General features: G+C 66.9%; 13 protein-coding genes. 2 read left to right on the top strand and 11 right to left on the bottom strand.

Features of this window, described 5'->3' with window-relative positions; translation table 11 throughout:
• Positions 1 to 86: 86 nt before the first annotated feature.
• From CFREN_RS08650 to glnA (CFREN_RS08630), 5 genes are all read right to left on the bottom strand, one after another.
• The gene (locus tag CFREN_RS08650; protein ID WP_070519410.1) at positions 87 to 1250 is read right to left on the bottom strand and encodes an ornithine cyclodeaminase family protein; all 1164 of its coding nucleotides are present in this window, start codon (positions 1248 to 1250) and stop codon (positions 87 to 89) included.
• A gap of 45 nt (positions 1251 to 1295) precedes the next feature.
• Positions 1296 to 2732: a type I glutamate--ammonia ligase gene (gene glnA, locus CFREN_RS08645; RefSeq protein ID WP_209652521.1), complete on the bottom strand. Its 1437-nt coding sequence runs from the start codon at positions 2730 to 2732 to the stop codon at positions 1296 to 1298.
• A gap of 294 nt (positions 2733 to 3026) precedes the next feature.
• A complete protein-coding gene (locus CFREN_RS08640) occupies positions 3027 to 4262 on the bottom strand; it encodes a glycosyltransferase (RefSeq protein ID WP_209652523.1) in 1236 nt (411 codons plus the stop codon).
• 78 nt (positions 4263 to 4340) lie between these two features.
• A complete protein-coding gene (locus tag CFREN_RS08635; RefSeq protein ID WP_141742924.1) occupies positions 4341 to 5225 on the bottom strand; it encodes a metallophosphoesterase family protein in 885 nt (294 codons plus the stop codon).
• Positions 5226 to 5409: 184 nt separating this feature from the next.
• On the bottom strand, positions 5410 to 6846 hold the full coding sequence (glnA, locus tag CFREN_RS08630) for a type I glutamate--ammonia ligase (RefSeq protein ID WP_035123197.1): 1437 nt from the start codon (positions 6844 to 6846) through the stop codon (positions 5410 to 5412).
• Between the two features lie 210 nt (positions 6847 to 7056).
• Here glnA (CFREN_RS08630) and CFREN_RS08625 point away from each other — a divergent pair, with 210 nt between their 5' ends.
• On the top strand, positions 7057 to 7575 hold the full coding sequence (locus CFREN_RS08625; protein ID WP_070519406.1) for an RDD family protein: 519 nt from the start codon (positions 7057 to 7059) through the stop codon (positions 7573 to 7575).
• Positions 7576 to 7789: 214 nt separating this feature from the next.
• Here the strand turns inward: CFREN_RS08625 and CFREN_RS08620 are convergent, their stop codons facing one another.
• The 6 genes from CFREN_RS08620 to CFREN_RS08595 all read right to left on the bottom strand — a co-directional run bounded on the left by CFREN_RS08620 (position 7790) and on the right by CFREN_RS08595 (position 16447).
• Complete coding sequence (locus tag CFREN_RS08620) at positions 7790 to 9409, bottom strand: aspartate:alanine exchanger family transporter (protein ID WP_209652525.1); 1620 nt, start codon at positions 9407 to 9409, stop codon at positions 7790 to 7792.
• Between the two features lie 245 nt (positions 9410 to 9654).
• On the bottom strand, positions 9655 to 10437 hold the full coding sequence (locus CFREN_RS08615) for a DUF4191 domain-containing protein (RefSeq protein ID WP_070519003.1): 783 nt from the start codon (positions 10435 to 10437) through the stop codon (positions 9655 to 9657).
• Between the two features lie 96 nt (positions 10438 to 10533).
• A complete protein-coding gene (lipA, locus tag CFREN_RS08610) occupies positions 10534 to 11574 on the bottom strand; it encodes a lipoyl synthase (RefSeq protein ID WP_070519005.1) in 1041 nt (346 codons plus the stop codon).
• Positions 11575 to 11583: 9 nt separating this feature from the next.
• Positions 11584 to 12369, bottom strand: coding sequence for a lipoyl(octanoyl) transferase LipB (lipB, locus tag CFREN_RS08605; protein ID WP_209652529.1), 786 nt, complete (start codon positions 12367 to 12369; stop codon positions 11584 to 11586).
• Positions 12370 to 12497: 128 nt separating this feature from the next.
• Complete coding sequence (sucB, locus tag CFREN_RS08600) at positions 12498 to 14639, bottom strand: 2-oxoglutarate dehydrogenase, E2 component, dihydrolipoamide succinyltransferase (protein ID WP_209652531.1); 2142 nt, start codon at positions 14637 to 14639, stop codon at positions 12498 to 12500.
• Positions 14640 to 14851: 212 nt separating this feature from the next.
• Entirely contained in the window at positions 14852 to 16447 is a 1596-nt protein-coding gene (locus CFREN_RS08595) for a leucyl aminopeptidase (protein ID WP_209652533.1), read from the bottom strand.
• A 159-nt stretch (positions 16448 to 16606) separates the two neighbouring features.
• Here CFREN_RS08595 and CFREN_RS08590 point away from each other — a divergent pair, with 159 nt between their 5' ends.
• Positions 16607 to 17731 (top strand): branched-chain amino acid aminotransferase, encoded by a 1125-nt coding sequence (locus CFREN_RS08590; RefSeq protein WP_209652535.1) that lies wholly within the window; start codon positions 16607 to 16609, stop codon positions 17729 to 17731.
• The last annotated feature ends 410 nt before the right edge of the window (positions 17732 to 18141 follow it).

Raw genomic sequence — 18141 nt, 5'->3', positions numbered from 1 at the left:
CCTCGACTTTGAGGCGGCGGCCGTCGTCGCAGCCCGGCGGTGCCGGGGCAGACGGCGCACCGGGTGGGGCGCGCCGTTGCGGCGGGTTAGCGCAGGACCGGCATGTCCCACAGGTTGAGGGTCGTGCCGATGCCCTTGGCGCGGGCGTTTTCGTACACGTCGTACGCCCAGGCGACGTCCTCGACGGGCATGCCGCCGATGGAGTAGCAGAAGATCTGCTCGTCGTCGGTGCGGCCAGGGGCGCGGCCGGCGGCGATGTCGCCGATGTTGACCAGCTTGTCCTTGGGCAGCGTGCCCTCCTCCGTCATGTCCCACCAACGGTTGCCGGGAATGCCCAGCAGACGCTCGTAGGTGACGTCGGGGCCGTTTTCGTTGAACCACTCCTCGTACAGGCCGGTGTAGTCGACGACGAGGTTGGCTTCGTCGGAGGTGATGAAGTCATCGTCGAAACGGGCGGCGGCGGGGCACAGGATGAGCGCGCCCGGCTTGATCCACTCGCGCTTGAAGTAGGGGAAGCCGCTGGGGCCGTCGGGCGACGTCGACGTGCCGGCGATGAGGATGTCCGACCCCTCGATGGCCTCGCGCTCGGAGTCGACGACGGTGACGGACTCCAGCTGCGGGTACTTCTCGCGGAAGTACTCCGCCACCCGGTTGGTGGAACCGGCGGAGCGGCCCTTGATCTTCAGGTGCTTGATGCCGGGGCGCTGGGAGATGGCCGAATCGAAGATGGTTCGGCTCATCACGCCCGGGCCGATGATGCCGACGGTCTCGGCGTTCTGCACGGCCAGGTGCTTGACGCCCACGCCCGGCACCGCACCGGTGCGGTACGCCGACAGCAGGTTGGCGGACATGATCGCCATCGGGGCGCCGGTGGTGGCGTCGTTGAGCACGAAGACGTGGATGGAACGGGGCAGCTCGTGGTTGCGGTTTTCCGCGTTGGAGCCGTACCACTTCACGCCGGCCGCGCGGAAGCGTCCGCCCAGGTATGCCGGCATGGCCATGAATCGGCGGTCCGGACCGTCGGCCGGCATTCCCTCATGCTCCGGGTTGGAGGGGAAGTTGATCTGCGCTCCGTGCGAGTTCGCCGAGGCACCGGCCATGCGGTAGTCGCCGTCTGCGAGGAGGATCAGCGTTTCCTCCATGGTTTCCACACAGGCGGCGGAGTCGGTGACTCCGGCTTCGATCATCTCGGGCTCGGACAGGTACAGGAAGTCGATGTGGGGCATGCCTTCATACGGGGAAGCGGTCATGTGTTCCTTTCGAATAAACGGGTTATGGGCTGTCGGCGAGCGCGCCTACGCGTCGTAGTACATCTCGTACTCGAACGGCGTCGGGTGGAGCAGCGAAGGCGCGATCTCGCACTCTCGTTTGTACTCGATGTACGCCTCGATGGCGTCTTCGGTGAACACGTCGCCTTCCAGAAGGAACTCGTGATCGGCTTCGAGCGCGTCGAGGGCCAGGGCCAGCGACGGCGGCGTGTTCGGAATGCCGGCGGCTTCCTCGGGGGGAAGTTCGTAGATGTCCTTGTCGAGCGGCTCGCCGGGCTCGGTGCGGTTCCGGATGCCGTCGAGACCGGCCATCATCATCGCGGAAAACGCCAGGTAGGGGTTGGCCGTCGGGTCGGGGGCGCGGAACTCGATTCGCTTGGCCTTCGGGTTTGCGCCGGTGATGGGGATGCGGATGGCCGCGGACCGATTGCGCTGGGAGTAGACGAGGCTCGTCGGGGCTTCGAACCCGGGGATGAGCCGACGGTACGAATTCATCGTCGGGTTGGTGAACGCGATGAGCGCGGCCGCGTGGTCCAGGATGCCGCCGATGAAGTGGCGCGCCATGTCCGACAGTCCGGCGTAGCCGTGCTCGTTGTAGAACAGCGGCTTGCCGTCCTTCCACAGGGACAGGTGCGCGTGCATGCCCGAACCGGCCTCGCGGCTCAGCGGCTTGGGCATGAAGGTCGCCGACTTGCCGGCGCGCCAGGCGGTGTTGCGCACGACGTACTTGAACACCTGCATGTCATCGGCCGCGGCGAGGAGGGAATTGAAGCGGTAATTGATTTCCTGCTGGCCGGCGGTGGACACCTCGTGGTGCTGTCGCTCCAGCGTGAAGCCGCATTCCTCCAGCTCCAGGCTGATTTCGTCGCGCAGATTCTGGAAATGGTCGTACGGGGCGACGGGGAAATAGCCGCCGGTCATGCGGGTTTTGTATCCCAGATTCGGCGTACCGTCCGGGTTGGTGTCCGCGCTGCGATTCCACCAGCCTTCCACGGAATCGACCTTGAAGAATCCGTTTTGGGTCTGGGTGGAGTAGCTGACCTTGTCGAACAGGAAGAATTCGGCTTCGGCGCCGATGTTGCACGTGTCGGCGATGCCGGTGGACCGCAGGTACTCCTCTGCCTTGCGGGCGATGTTGCGCGGGTCGCGCGAGAACGGCTCGAGGGTGAACGGATCGTGCACGAAGAACTTGATGTTGAGGGTCTTCGCGGTCCGGAACGGGTCGATGTGCGCGGTGGAAAGGTCCGGCAGCAGCGTCATGTCGGATTCGTCGACGGACGTGAACCCGCGAATCGACGAGCCGTCGAAGGCGAGGCCCTCCGACATGGTCGTTTCGTCGAATTCGGACGCGGGAATGGTGAAGTGCTGTTCGGTTCCCGGCAGATCCGTGAATCGGATGTCAACGAATTTGACGTCTTCGTTGGCGATGAAGTCGATTATGTCGGCAGGTTCCCTGAAGGGCACGATTAATTTGTCCTCTGTCTATTGGGCAAAGCGTTGCCGTGTGACCGGCGCGTATATATGCACCTTATTCACCTTCGAGAATTGATGTGCGGGTGATTACGCCGATCGGGGGAGGAACCGGAGGCGTGATCATCGTCTTTTGCCTGGAAGCTCGCGAATCGGGCGTTGCCGAGATGGGGGTGATCGGCGGGGGCGGGGGCCGGACGTTGGTGAACGATGTTGTCGTCGCCTGGGGGGGTGTGGGCGGAGGCTGGGTTCACCCGGCCAAATCCAGGGCGGGACGGATGGTTTTCCTCATCCGGCGCGGAGTCGACGCCATTGCGGCGGGGGATTCGGCGCCGTGTCGGCCATCGCTCGCCGATAACAGCCGAGCACTTCGTCGACGAATCGGTCCCGCCCGCATTGCACGGCGCTGGCCTGTGCCCCGTCGGACAGAGTCCGGCGGAAGGCGTCGTCGTCAAGCAACGTGCGGACGGTGGACAGAAAGTCCGCGTCGGAGGCGTACCGGTGGCCGTTGACGCCGTCGATGATGACGCCGCGGAAGGCATCGTCGTCGGGCGTGATGGTGGGCAGACCGGAGGCCAGGGCCTCGAGGCAGGTCAGGCCTTGGGTTTCGCTTCGCGACGAGGTGACGAAGACGTCGCCGAGCCGGTAGTAACGGGCGGCCTCGTCGACGGGCACCGCGCCGACCATGTGCACGCGGTCGGCGACGCCGAGCCGGGTTGCGAGGCTGCCTAATTCGCCGGCGGCCGGGCCATCGCCGACGACGAGCCACTGCCACGGCACATCGGTGATGCGGCAGAGCAAGCGGAGGGTCTCGGGAAGGTTCTTTTCTGCGGCCAGACGGCCGACGGTGAGCACGACCGGAACGCCCGGGGCGAGACCGAGCTGCGCCGCGAACGAGGCATCGAGGGACCGGGCACCGGAATCGGCGACGGGCCGGAAGCGGTCGACGTCGACGCCGGTGCCGATGACCTCGATCGGAGTGGTGACGCCGTAGCCGCGCAGCATGTCGGCGACCTTGCCGGTCGGGGCGATGACCCGGTCGGTGCGGCCCAGCCGGTCGCGGATGAACGCCCTGGTCATCGCCTTGCCCAGTCGGCGGCTCGGGCAGAAGTAATGCGTGTAGTCCTCGTAGGAGGTGTGGTAGGTGTGCACGTGCGCCACGCCCGAGCGGCGCGCGATGGCCCGTGCCCAACCGAACGTGGGGAACTCCGTGTGGCTGTGGATGACATCCGGTGCCCACTCCGCCACGTGATGCAGCACGGTCCCGCTGACCGGCCGACCGATGCGGGCATGCGGGTACACCGCGCCGGCGGGCATCGACGCCACCCCGTAGACGTGGCCGTCGAAGATGGTGGACGCGCCCGCGCCGACGGTGAGCACCCGCACGTCGTGGCCTGCGGCGGTCAGGCCGTCGCGAAGATCGGTGACGGAACGGACGACGCCGTTGACCGTCGGGGACCAGCAGTCGCTGAGCAGAAGGACCCGCAGGGGCCGGACGCCATCGTGGGCGCGCACGAAATCCATGCGAAGATTGTCGGGCAATCTCCGCTACTTGTCATTCCGAAACAAGGCGGGGTTCGAAGGTGGGGCCGACCGCTGCGATCAGCCCCGGATGTCGAAGTCCCCGATGGGGGTGGGCCCCGACACGACGCGGCGCGTGACCTGCAGGATTCCGTCCTCGTTGGGGTCGACGCGCCACCGCACCAGCGCCACGGTGGCGCCGACGATTTCCAGTGCGGTGATGTGAGACGGGTAGACGCAGCTGCCGGCGTTGAAGTACGGCATGTCGCCGCCGGCGGGGAACTTCTCCCGGTGCGTGTGCCCGCAGATCAGGGCCGTGCGGTTCTTGCGGATCCACTTGACGTAGTTGCGTTCCACCTTGTGCCGCTTGTACGAGTTGGCCACCGGGCTGGTGGGGCTGTGGAAGCCGAGCCTGTGCATGTATTTCCAGAACACGCGCAGCCAAAACCGGTTGAATCGCCAGGCCTGATCGTTGGGCAGGTCGCCCTGGTGGCCGTGGACGAGGAGGATTTCCTGCCCGGTCTCGGCCCTGCGGAACACGACGGCCTCGATGGGGTCGAGCCCGTCGAAAAACGGCCCGACCTCGCCGGTGCCGGGATGCTCGGCGGTCCAGAGGTTCTCGCGGACGTAGTCGGGGTCCTGCAGCTCGACGTCGTGGTTGCCCCACATGCGGATCATCCGGCCGGCGCGGTGGAATTCGAGGTGGCGTTCCCACACGGCTCGGTTGGCGCGGATGATGTGCTTGTAGTCGTATTCCCACAGTTCGTCGCCGTCGCCGGCTTCGACGTAGGTGAAGCCCTCCCGCCAGTAGTGGTCGAGGGCGGCGGTATAGGAGTTCTTGTTCTTCAGGAATTCGTCCGACTTCGACCCGTCGCCGCGGTGGCAGTCGCTCATGATGACGTACCGCGTCGTCTCGTCGATGGGTTCGACGCGGGCGCCCCGGTACGCCTCGGTGAGGCGTTGCATGGTCTTCAAAGGAATCACCCCGTCAACGTCGGCTCTCGTCTCCGAGCATAGATCCGACGGTGCCGCTTGACGACGAAAGCCGCCCGCGCTCCCCGGTGGAGCACGGGCGGCGATCGTCGCAAAGCGAAGAAGCGGAAAATCACCGGGTCACCACTGCGGCGGGACCGTGAACCGCGGGACCGGTCTAGCAGTCGTAGTACATCTCGAACTCCTGCGGCGTGGGGCGCAGGCGGACCGGCTCGATCTCGTTGGCGTACTTGTAGTCGATGTACGTCTGGATCAGGTCCTCGGTGAACACGTCGCCCTCGAGGAGGAACTCGTGGTCGTCGCGCAGGGCGGCCAGGGACGCCTCCAGCGACGTCGGCGCCTGCGGGATGTCCGCGGCCTCCTCCGGCGGCAGCTCGTAGAGGTCCTTGTCCACCGGCGCGTGCGGCTCGATGCGGTTCTTGATGCCGTCCAGGCCGGCCATCAGCATCGCGGCGAAGCCCAGGTACGGGTTGCCCGACGGGTCCGGCGCACGGAACTCCACGCGCTTGGCCTTCGGGTTCGAGCCGGTGATCGGGATGCGCACCGCCGCCGAGCGGTTGCGCTGCGAGTACACCAGGTTGATCGGCGCCTCGAAGCCCTTCACCAGGCGGTGGTACGAGTTCAGGGTCGGGTTGGTGAACGCCAGCACCGCGCCGGCGTGCTCCAGGATGCCGCCGATGAAGTAGCGCGCCGTGTCCGACAGGCCGCCGTAGCCGGCCTCGTCGTAGAACAGCGGCTCGCCGTCCTTCCACAGCGACAGGTGGGCGTGCATGCCCGAACCGTTGTCGTCCGCCAGCGGCTTCGGCATGAAGGTCGCCGACTTGCCGGCGCGCCACGCGGCGTTCTTGATGACGTACTTGAACGTCTGCAGATCATCGGCCGCGTGCAGCAGGGAGTTGAACTTGTAGTTGATCTCCTGCTGGCCGCCGGTGCCGACCTCGTGGTGCTGGCGTTCCATCTCGAAGCCGATGTCGCGCAGCAGGTTGCACATTTCGTCGCGCAGATCCTGGTAGTGGTCGTACGGGGCGACGGGGAAGTAACCGCCCTTCATGCGGGTCTTGTAGCCCAGGTTCGGCGAGCCGTCGGGGTTTTCGTCGTTGCCGCGGTTCCACCAGCCCTCGACGGAGTCGACCTCGTAGAAGCCGGCGTGGGCGTCGACGCGGAACTTCACGGAGTCGAAAAGGTAGAACTCGGCTTCGGCGCCGACGAAGCAGGTGTCGGCGATGCCGGTGGACTCCATGTACTCCTCGGCCTTGCGCGCGATGTTGCGCGGGTCGCGGGAGAACGGCTCCAGGGTGAACGGGTCGTTGACGAAGAACTGGATGTTGAGGGTCTTCGCGGTGCGGAACGGGTCGAGTCGCGCGGTCTTCAGGTCCGGCAGCAGGGTCATGTCGGACTCGTCGATCGTGGTGAATCCCCGGATGGACGAACCGTCGAACGCCAGTCCCTCGGCGATGGCGTCCTCGTCGAAGGCGGACGCCGGGATGGTGAAGTGCTGCTCGGTGCCGGGAACGTCGGTGAAGCGGACGTCGACGAACTCGATGCCCTCCTCCTCGATGTACTTGACGACCTCGGCGGGGGAGGTGAAGTTCATGTGCGACTCCTAACGTGACGGATGACGAAGTCCACTTTATCGAAAAGGACCCTGGTCTTTTGCACCCGTCTGACGTAACGCGCGCCACACGATTCGCGTGGGTCCGGGCCGCAGTCGGGGCACGCCGTTTCGGTGGCCCGGGTTGCCGTCGCTTTACGACGAGTCGACCTGGATTCGTCGCAAAGCCGCGGGCCGCTACACTGTGAACCCATGGCCGAAAAGAGCAATTGGCTCGAAGGACCCCAGGTCCCCGGGCAGTTCGACGACCCCGACAACCTCTCCGAATACCCCGGGCAAAACCTCGGGCTGGCGCAATCGGGGGAGGGGTCGCAGGCGTCGCTGCTGCGCCGCGTGGGCGGCATCCTGCTCGACTGGTTTTTCTGCATGTTCCTCACCTCGCTGGTGTACCCCTTCGCGGGCCCCAGCCAGGAGCAGATCGAACAGTTCGGCGACCCGTTCATCGCGTGGCAGTCGTTCACCGCGACGTGGACGGCGCTGATCTTCCTCATCGTCGGCACCGTGTCGGTGTGGCTGTTCGGCCGCACCCCGGGCCAGGGGATCCTGCGCATGGGCGTCGCCCGCGTCGACGTCCCCGGCGAACGCGTCGGACTGTGGCGCGCGTTCGTGCGCACGTTCCTGACGCTGCTGCTCCTGCCGCCGGCCATCCAGGACTCCGACCTGCGCGGCATGCACGACCGCGCCACCGGCACCGCCGTCATCCGCGGATAGCCGGAAAACCCGGTTCCCGTCGGTGACCGTGCACGGCGTGGCTCCCGGGTAACGGCGTGGCTCCCGGGTCGCCGATCCGGAACGACGAACCGCCGCCGCCCCCGATGAGGGGCGGCGGCGGTTCTGCCATCTGCACGGGTGCGAAAACCCCGGCGGCGTCGGCCACTTCGGGCCCGGGACCGCCCTTTCCGGGGGTGCGGGGCCCGGAAGCGAACTACACGAGGACGACGACGAGGATCTGCGCCAGGATGATCTTCATGATCATCGCCATCGGATACACCGTGGTGTAGCCCATCGCCGGCAACTCGTTCTTCGCCTGGTCGTTGACGTAGGTCAACACGGCCGGGTGCGTTTGCAGACCGGCCAAGATGCCGGCGGTCTGGCCGAACGGGATCTTCAGGACCTTGTGCCCGATGATCAGCGTCAGCAGCGCCGAGCTGAGCGCGATGATCGCCGCCAGACCCAGCACCGTCAGCGACGACGGATCGCCCAGGGCCTCCTTGAACCCCGCGCCGGCCGTGGTGCCGATGCCGGCCAGGAACAGCGCCAAACCGACCTGCCGGAAAGCCAGATTCGCCGAGTAGGGGATCGGCCACACCAACGGGCCCGTGCGACCCAGGGCGCCCAAAACCAAGGCGACGACCAGCGGACCGCCGGCCGAACCCAGCGTCAGGGTAACGCCACCCGGAATCGGCACCGGAATCATGCCCACCAGAACGCCCAGCAACAGGCCCAGGATCATGGGCAACAGGTTGACGTCGGAAAGCTTCTTGTACGAATCGCCGAAGAACTTCGTGGCATCGCCGATGCGATCCGGCGTGGCCACCACGCGCACGCGGTCACCCAACTCCAGCTTCATCTGGGGGGAAGCCACCATGTCCAGGTCACCGCGACGAACGCGGGTGATGACCATGCCGTCCATCTTCGTGTGCAGCTGCTCCAACGGCACACCGCACACCTTGCCCGACGACACGAAAATGCGGCGGAAATCGAGGCGACCATCATCGGTCGGATCACCCGGCAACAACGTGCCGATCCGCTCCGCCGCCGCCTCGATGACGTCCTCCGTGCCGACGACCGACACCACGTCACCGGCGACCAGGGTGTCGCCCTCCGCCGGCACGTACAGGTGCCCCTTGTGCTCGATGCGCGAAATGATGATGTCCAGGCCGAACACCACCGGCATGTCCGTCACCGACGGCAAATCATCCTTGGTGACCTCCACCCGGCGCGTATGCAACGGCAGCGCCGCCACGCCGGCCTCCAGGGCCTCGCGATCATGGTCCACCCGGAACACCTTGGCCACGATGCCGATCGACGCGATGACCGCCAGCACGCCGATGGGATACGCCAGGGAATAACCGATGACCGGCATCTCCAACTTGCTCTGCAGCTCCGCATCATCCGAAATGATGCTCGGCAGCGCATCGACCACCGCGGCCAGCGCCGGCGTATTGGTCAACGCACCGGTGAACGTGCCCGCACCCTCGACGTTGTCCACCGGGAACAACGAGATCAGCACGAACGCCTCGATGGCGACGACCACCAAAATGACGGCGCCGAACGCATTGTGGCGGATGCCCGTTGACCGCAACGTGGCAAAGAACTCCGGGCCGGACTCCAGGCCGATCGTGTACACGAACAAAGCCAGCCCGACGATGTAGATCAACGGCGGAATCTGAATGCCGGGCTCGAACGTGGCCAAACCCAGACCGACGAACAGCACGGCGGCGATGCCGAGCTTGAAGCCGAAAATGCGGATCTGCCCCAGGGCCAGACCGAGGCCCATGATGACGAGCAACGCCAGCAACTGGTTTTCAACGAGTATTTGCACGACGCCCATGGTGGCACACCTCGCGGATTAACACCCGTCGAGTGATCCACATCGCCCACCCCGCTCACCTGGGAAAACGTGATCAGCGCGACAAGACTCGACCACCGTCACCCCGTATGGGGGCGCGGCCGGCTCGAAAACGGAAAGCCCGGAAAACGTCGGGCGCACGACGACGGGCCGGGCCGTCGGCAAGCGACGACCCGGCCCGGAAACTCCCCCGAAGCGAAAAACCCGAAACGGTGGAACTAGCCCCGCTTCTGCTGACGCTGCTGCATGCGGCGCGCACGACGATTCATCGACTGCTGACGAGCGCCCTTCGGCAGCGGCCCCTTCGGCAACGACGCACGGGCATCGCGGATCTTCTCCATCGACTCCACGCGCGACGCCAACTTGTTGGCCTGATCCTTGTCGTAATTGCGCGGGAAACGCAGCATCTCGCGCTGCAGCTTCTTCACCGGCACCTGGCCCTCGCCCGTGCCCACCATGATCTCGTAGATCGGGGTATCGCCCAGGAAACGCGCCAGCGTCTTCTTCTCGCGGGCCATCATCGCCTTCACGCGGGCCTCGTCGCCCTCGCCCACCAGAACCACGCCCGGGTTGCCGATGACGCGATGCACCGCATCAAGCTGCTGATTCGCCTGCGCCGCCTGCGTGACGTGCCACACGATGCCGACGCCGGAACGCATGTTGTCCAACGCCCACCCGGCGGCGCCCATCTGACCCTCCGCCTCGGAAAAGAACGTCGCCTCCAGCCGCTTGGTGAAGATCCACATCGCCAACGCGAAACCGATCGACAAACCGAGGATCGGCAGGAACCACGCCCACATGCCGCCGATCAACAAACCGATGATCAACAGCACCAGCACCGGGCCCAGCAGGCCCAGCAGCATGTACGGAATCAGCTTCTTGTCGCGGGCCTTCTGCAGCTTGAAGGCCTGCCACATCTGGCCGCGGGTCTCCTTGCGCTTCGCGCGCTTGGCCGACCGCTCGGCCTTCTTCGAAGCTTTCAGCTCGTCCTTTTTCGCCATGGCCACAACTCTAGGGCATGGGCGAATCGGCGGGCGAAACCGGCCCGACACGCACGCGGCGTGCCGGGCCCGGGGGAGAGCGGGAGTTCCGCCGGCCTAGCGGGCCGGGGCGACCTCCGAATCCTTCGACGCCCCGTACTTCTTCAGCAGGCTCGACGCCTCCTGGTTGGTGGACACGTCCTCGCCCAGGGAAGAAAGGTGCTCGGGCAACTCCTCGCCGCGCGCAGCCAACGCACGGGCGAACAGTCGGCCGGCGCGGTACGACGAACGCACCAGCGGGCCGGCCATGACGCCGGCGAAGCCCATCTCGTACGCGGCCTCCGACAGCTCGACGAACTCCTCCGGCTTCACCCACCGGTCGATCGGATGGTGCATCGGCGACGGACGCAGGTACTGCGTGATGGTCAGGATGTCGCACCCCGCATCATGCAGATCCCGCATCGCGCCCAGAATCTCGTCGCGATCCTCGCCCATGCCCAGGATCAGGTTCGACTTGGTCACCAAACCCGCCGCACGGGCCCGCGAAATCATCTCCAGGCTGCGGTCGTAGCGGAACGCCGGGCGAATCTTCTTGAAAATCCGCGGCACCGTCTCGATGTTGTGCGCGAACACGTCCGGCCGCGCCTCGAACACGACCTCCGCCGCCTCGCCGTCGCCGCGGAAATCGTCGACCAGCAGCTCCACGCCCGTGCCCGGGTTGAGCTCGCGAATCTGCCGGCACGTCTCCGCGTACAGCCACGACGCACCATCCGGCAGATCATCGCGGGCGACACCCGTCACCGTCGCGTACCGCAGCCCCATCTCGCGGACGGATTCGGCCACGCGTCGCGGCTCATCGCGGTCCAGCGCCTCCGGCTTGCCCGTGGCGATGTTGCAGAAATCGCAGCGCCGCGTGCACTGGTCGCCGCCGATGAGGAACGTCGCCTCACGGTCCTCCCAACACTCGAACAGGTTCGGGCAGTTCGCCTCCTGGCACACCGTGTGCAGCGACGCGCCCGACACCCGTTTCTTCATCGCCTTGTACTCCGGACCCGTCTTCGCGGTGGTGCGGATCCACGAGGGCTTGTGCTCGATGGGCGTCTCGGCGTTTTTCGCCTCGATGCGCAGCAAACGACGACCTTCAGGTGCTGTAGACATGCGCCCAGCCTACAGATCGTGATCGGCGACGCGAAGGTCGCCATCCAGAGCGGCGGCGATAGCCGAAACCAAAGGTTCCCGCAGGTCCGCCACGGTGACGTCGCGGCCCAATTCCTCGCTCAACGTGGTCACTCCGGCGTCGGCGATGCCGCACGGAACGATGTGCCCGTAGTAGTCCAACGTGTTGTCGCAATTCAATGACACGCCATGCATGGTCACCCCGTGGGTGACGCGGATGCCGATCGCCGCGACCTTCCGCGACGGCTTCAACTCGCCCCCGACGACGCCCGCCGGAAGCCACACTCCGGAGCGGCCCTCGACCCGGCCGGCGTCGTCAAGCCCCAACCCGCGGACGACGTGGATGACGGCCTCCTCGATGCGACGCACGTAATCGACCACGTCCAGCGGCTCCGCCAACTTCACGATGGGGTAGCACACCAGCTGCCCCGGCCCATGCCACGTGATGCGGCCGCCGCGGTCGACGTCGACGACCGGCAGCCCATTGTCCGGGCGGTCCTCCGGCTGCGTGCGCTTGCCCGCCGTGTACGTGCTCGGGTGCTCGAGCGCCCACAGCTGATCGCCGATCTCGCCGGCCGCACGCGCCGCGGCGGCATCGGCCTGCCTGCGCCACGTGTCCACGTAATCGACCGTGCCCAGATCCACGACCTCGATCGGCTCGTCCGACGCCCGAATCGACGACGCGGGGTGCGTCACCGGTTCCGGCGTGCCGTGGGCCGCGTCGGCGTCGGCTGCGTCGGCGGGTCGGGATTCCTGCGTGCGGGCCGTGTTCGTCATGCGAAGCAGTCTAGCCCCGTCCGCGTGACGACGACCCGCCCCGACTACTTCGGTCCGAAAAACGACCACGCCCTCCCGGTCGAAAAACCGGGAGGGCGTGGCCGTGGATCCGACTGCGGACTCGGGTCCTACAGGCCCAGGTCGCGCTGGAAGTCGGCGACCTGCAGACGGTCGACGACGGTGGTCATGAAGCGACCCGCGTCGGCGCCGTCGATGAGACGGTGGTCGTAGGTGATCGGCAGGTACGCCATGGCGCGGATGCCGATGGCGTCATTGCCGTTCTCCGTCACCACGACGGGACGCTTCTTGATCACGCCCGTGCCGATCATCGCGCCCTGCGGCGGGACGAGGATCGGGGTGTCGGACAGCGCACCCTCCGAACCGATGTTGGTGATGGTGAACGTGCCGCCGGACAGGTCGTTCGGCTTGAGCTTGTTGTTGCGCGCACGATCGGCGATGTCGACGATCGCGGCGGCCAGCTCCGGCAGGGACATGTCCTGCGCGTCGTGGATGACCGGGGAGAGCAGGCCACGCTCGGTGTCCACGGCGATGCCGAGGTTCACCTTCTCGTGGTAGGTGATCTCCTTCTTGTTCTCGTCCCACGAAGCGTTGACGTTCGGGTGGGAGACCAGGGCCTCGACGACCGCCTTGGCGAAGAACGGCAGGAAGGTCAGCTTCACGCCGTGCTTGTCCTGGAACTCGGCCTTCTTCTCGGCGCGCAGCTCCCACACCTCGGTCATGTCGACCTCGTGCAGCTGGGTGAGCTGCGCGGAGGTCTGCAGGGACTCGAGGGTCTTCGCCGCAGTGATCTCACGGATGCGGTTGACGCGCTGGGTGGTGCCGCGCAGCTCCGCCAGCTCGGGGCGAACGCCCTTCGTCGACCAGTTGGAGGAGGCGGACTCGTCGGCCTTGTCGGCGCCGGAGCCGGCCTCGGCCGCCTTGAGCACGTCCTGCTTGCGGATGCGGCCGCCGATGCCCGAGCCCTCGACCTTGGACAGGTCGACGCCGTGCTTGTCGGCGAGCTTGCGCACCAGGGGAGTGACGTACGGGACGTCGGCGTTGCCGGAGGTGTCCTGCTCGGACTCCTTCTTCGGCTCCTCCTTCTTCGGGGCCTCCTGCTTCGGCTCGTCCTTCTTGGGGGAGGACTGCTCTGCCTTCGCGGCCTTCGCCTCCTTCTTCGGAGCCTCCTTCTTGGGCTCCTCCGGCTCGGCCTTCTTCTCGGCCTCGGCCTCGGCGGCGGCGACCTCGGCATCGCCGTCGGCGGCGTCGGCGTCACCCACGCGGGCGATGACCGCACCGACGTCGACGGTGTCGTCGACGTCGAAGAGAACCTCGACCAGGGTGCCGGCCACCGGCGAGGGGATTTCGGTGTCGACCTTGTCGGTGGAGACCTCCAGCAGCGGCTCGTCGACCTCGACGGTGTCGCCGACCTCCTTCAGCCACGCGGTGATGGTGCCCTCGGTGACGGACTCGCCGAGCTCCGGCATCTCGACGTCGGAGGCCTTGCCACCGGAGCCACCGGACTTCTTCGGCTTCTCGTCCTTCTCCTCGGCCTCGTCGACGGTGGCGTTGTCGTCCTTGGACTCCGCCTCCTCGATGGCCTCCTCCGACGGCACGTCCTCGTCGTCATCGGAATCATCGGAATCGTCCGAGGCGGCCGCGTCGGCGTCACCGATGCGGGCGATGACCGCGCCGACGTCGACGGTGTCGTCGACCTCGGCGAGCACCTCGACGAGGGTGCCGGCGACCGGCGACGGGATTTCGGTGTCGACCTTGTCGGTGGAGACCTCCAGCAGCGGCTCGTCGACCTCGACGGTGTCGCCGACCTCCTTCAGCCACGCGGTGATGGTGCCCTCGGTGACGGACTCGCCGAGCTCCGGCATCTCGACGTCGGTGGCCTTGCCGCCACCGGAGCCGCCGGACTTCTTCGGCTTCTCGTCCTTCTCCTCGGCCTCGTCGTCCTTCTGCTCGTCCTCGGCGGGCTCGTCGGCCTCATCCTCGGCGTCGTCGGAGCCGGAATCGTCGGCCTCGTCGGCGTCACCGATCTTGGCGATGACCGCGCCGACGTCGACGGTGTCGTCCTCTTCCGCGAGGATCTCGAGCAGCACGCCGGCAACCGGGGACGGAATCTCGGTGTCGACCTTGTCGGTGGAGACCTCGAGCAGCGGCTCGTCGACCTCGACGGTGTCGCCGACCTTCTTCAACCAGGTGGTAATCGTTCCCTCGGTTACGGATTCGCCCAGTTCGGGCATCTCAACAGAGGTCGCCATGTGTGCTCTCCTCGACAATCGCTCAATAGTTGGTGATCACGAACAAGAGTACCGGTTCACAATTGCTCCCGCTTACGTGGTGCTCCTCCCGCTTATGAGGTGCGCCCGACGTGCCGGGTTCCGGCGTCGTCGGGCGCGTGCGGGGGGGGGTGAACGGTATGCGAACGTGACCGGCACCGGACCGGGTGGGCCGATTTCCGATTCGGTCGGAATTACTTCCCGGCGAGATCCTCCAGCGCCGCGAGCATGGTGCGGACGGGAACGCCGGTGGCCCGCTTGGGGGTGTAACCCCACGGAGCATTCGTGTTGTACGCCGGGCCCGCGACGTCGATGTGGACCCACTCGACGTCATCGGCGACGAACTCGCGCAGGTATGCGGCCGCGACGCTCATGCCCGCCTCACGGGAGTTGGAGATGTTGCGCAGGTCGGCGACGGGGGACTTCAGGCCCTCGGCACCTTCCTCCGGAATCGGCATGGCCCAGCCACCTTCGCCGGCGTCGCGGGACAGCTCGGCGACGCGGTCGCGGAACTCGTCGGTGCCCAGCACGCCCGGAGTGCGGCCGCCCAGCGCGACGAGCTGCGCACCGGTGAGGGTGGCGGTGTCGATGAGGTGGGTCGGGCCATCCTCGCAGGCGCGGACGATGGCATCGGCGAGGATGAGACGTCCCTCGGCATCGGTGTTGAGGATCTCGACCGTCGTGCCGCCGTACTGGGTGATGACGTCACCCGGGCGGTAGGCGCGGCCGCCGGGCATGTTCTCGGCCATCGGAACGGTGGCGGTGACGGGAACCTCCAGCCCCAGGCGGGCGGCGAGCACCACGGTGGCGATGACCGCCGCCGCACCACCCATGTCGGAGATCATGTTGTCCATGTTCGCGCCCGGCTTCAACGAGATGCCACCGGTGTCGAACGTGACGCCCTTGCCCACGAGGGCGACCTTCGCCGCACCGTCGGCGGCCTTCGCGTCACCCTCCGCGCCGCCGTGCCACGTCAGGCGCACCAGACGCGGGCCGCGGACGGAACCGCCGCCGACGGCCGTGAGGCCACCGAAGCCGCCCGCCGCCAGCGCCTCGTCGTCGAGCACCTCGACGTCGAGGCCCGCCGACTCACCGAGCTTCGCGGCGGCGTCGGCGAAGACCTCCGGGTACAGGTGCGACGACGCGGTGTTGACGAAGTCGCGGGCGGTGGCCACGGCATCCACCACGGCCGCGGCGCGCTCGACGTCGGCGTCGGACGCTCCGACGACGGTCAGGGTGCGGCGCTTGTCCGCAGCCCCGTCCTTCGCCCCGGCGGCCGAATCGGCGGCATCGTCGGAGCCGCCCTTCTTCTTCAGCCCGCCGTAGGAGTAGGCGCCCATGCCGAAGCCCTCGGCCGCCGCGACGGCGTCGAGCTCGCCGAGCGCGGAAACCACATGATCGACCGAACCCAGCGCACGAGCCGCGGCACCGGACGCGCGGCGAATCGTCTCCGCATCCGGATCCGCGTCACCGAGGCCCACGGCGGCGACCGACGCGACGCCGCACCCCTCCGGCGCCGGGATGCGCGTGATCTTCTCCAACTTCGCCGACGCATCCACGGCCTCCAACTGGGCCAATACGTCCGCGGCCTTGTCGCCGAGCACCGACGACGCCACCAACTCCAGATCCTCGCCGTCGAGCAACGCGACGAGCAGGCAATCGGCGCCCAGATCGGCCAACGCCCGATCACCGGCGGCCTCGATGGACACGCGCGTGCCCGTCGCCGGCAGCACCTCCTCGAGAACGGCCGAATTGGGGGTGACGAAGCCCGTGTTGCGGGACGTGGTCATGCAAACGCTCCTTCAATGACGGATCAATCGGAAGGGAATCGGCCGACGTCGCAAAGCACGCTCACCGATCCCGGTCAATGGCCCCCACCGTACCGCCCGACCCGGAACCCGCGCCGGGGCTTGACCCCCTCCGAACAAGTCGCGTCTACGATGTACCCCATGGCAGCCACGACATTCGACATCGTCCGCAACGAGGCCCCCCGCTCCGACGAGGAACGAGCCCAAATCCTGGCCAACCCCGGATTCGGCCAGTACTTCACCGACCACATGGTCCGCATCGACTGGGATGCCGACCGTGGCTGGCACTCCGCACGCGTCGAGGCCTACGGCCCCCTGACCATGGACCCCGCATCGTCCGTGCTGCACTACGGCCAGGCGATCTTCGAAGGCCTCAAGGCCTACCGCCACGCCGACGGGTCGATCGTCACCTTCCGTCCCGAACAAAACGCACGCCGCTTCCAGCGCTCCGCCGCCCGCATGGCCATGCCGGAACTGCCCGAGGAACTGTTCCTCGAGTCCCTGCGCCAGCTCGTCGACATCGACCAGGCGTGGGTCCCGCAAGCTGGCGGCGAAGAGTCCCTGTACCTGCGGCCGATGCTCATCGCCACCGAAACCACCCTCGGCGTGCACCCGTCGAACTCCTACACCTTCCTCCTCATCGCCTCGCCCGCCGGCGCGTACTTCAGCGGCGGCATCAACCCGGTGAAGGTGTGGCTGTCCCACGAGTACGTCCGCGCCTGCCCCGGCGGCACCGGCGACGCCAAGTTCGCCGGCAACTACGCCGCCTCCCTCGCTGCTCAGGCCCAGGCCGAGGAAAAGGGCTGCGACCAGGTCGTGTGGCTCGACGCCATCGAGCGCACCTGGATCGAGGAGATGGGCGGCATGAACCTCGCCTTCCTCTACCCGGACAACGAATGCGAAGCCGGCGTCAAGCTGGTCACCCCGGCACTGTCGGGCTCCCTGCTGCCGGGCATCACCCGCGACTCCCTGCTCACCGTCGCCGCCGACATGGGCATGGACGTCGAAGAGCGCCGCATCTCCACCGCCGACTGGGAAAACGACGCCACCAGCGGCAAGATGTCCGAAACCTTCGCCTGCGGCACCGCCGCCGTCATCACCCCGGTCGGCGAGGTCGACTCCCGCGACGGGACGTTCACCATCAACGGCGGCAAGACCGGCGAGTGGACCATGAAGCTGCGCGAGCGCCTCACCGGCATCCAGCGCGGCGACGTCCCCGACGAGCACGGCTGGCTGCACACGCTCGTCGAGGCGAAGCAGGCGTAGAACCGCGCAGACGCAAACTAGGTCCGTCCCGGGCTTCACGACGACGGCCCCAGGGTTCCGGTTTTTTGCACCGGCTCCCGGGGGCCTTTTCGTGTTTGGGCCCCGTGACCCCAGATAATTGCGAACGAAAAATTGCGTCCGCGCCGATCGGGAAAACCATTTCAGGCACACGAAAATGCGCCCTGCGGCAGTCATTCCGCAAGACGCATTTCGTTGAATCCGGAGGTCGAAGGTGTGCTCGTGAGTGGCGCCCCGGCAAACGGACGGCGCGTAATTTCATTGGGCGAGCCCCGAAACGAGCCTCCTACTCCGCCTCTCCGGCGGTGTGCCTTCAGTCTAAGCCGACCATTCCGGATGCGTCAATGGTCAATTTTTCGAATTCCCCTTTTGGGGGCGAAATGGGGGAGCTG

Source organism: Corynebacterium freneyi (assembly GCF_030408835.1).
GTDB lineage: Bacteria > Actinomycetota > Actinomycetes > Mycobacteriales > Mycobacteriaceae > Corynebacterium > Corynebacterium freneyi.
This window is presented reverse-complemented; position numbering and strand designations above follow the sequence as displayed.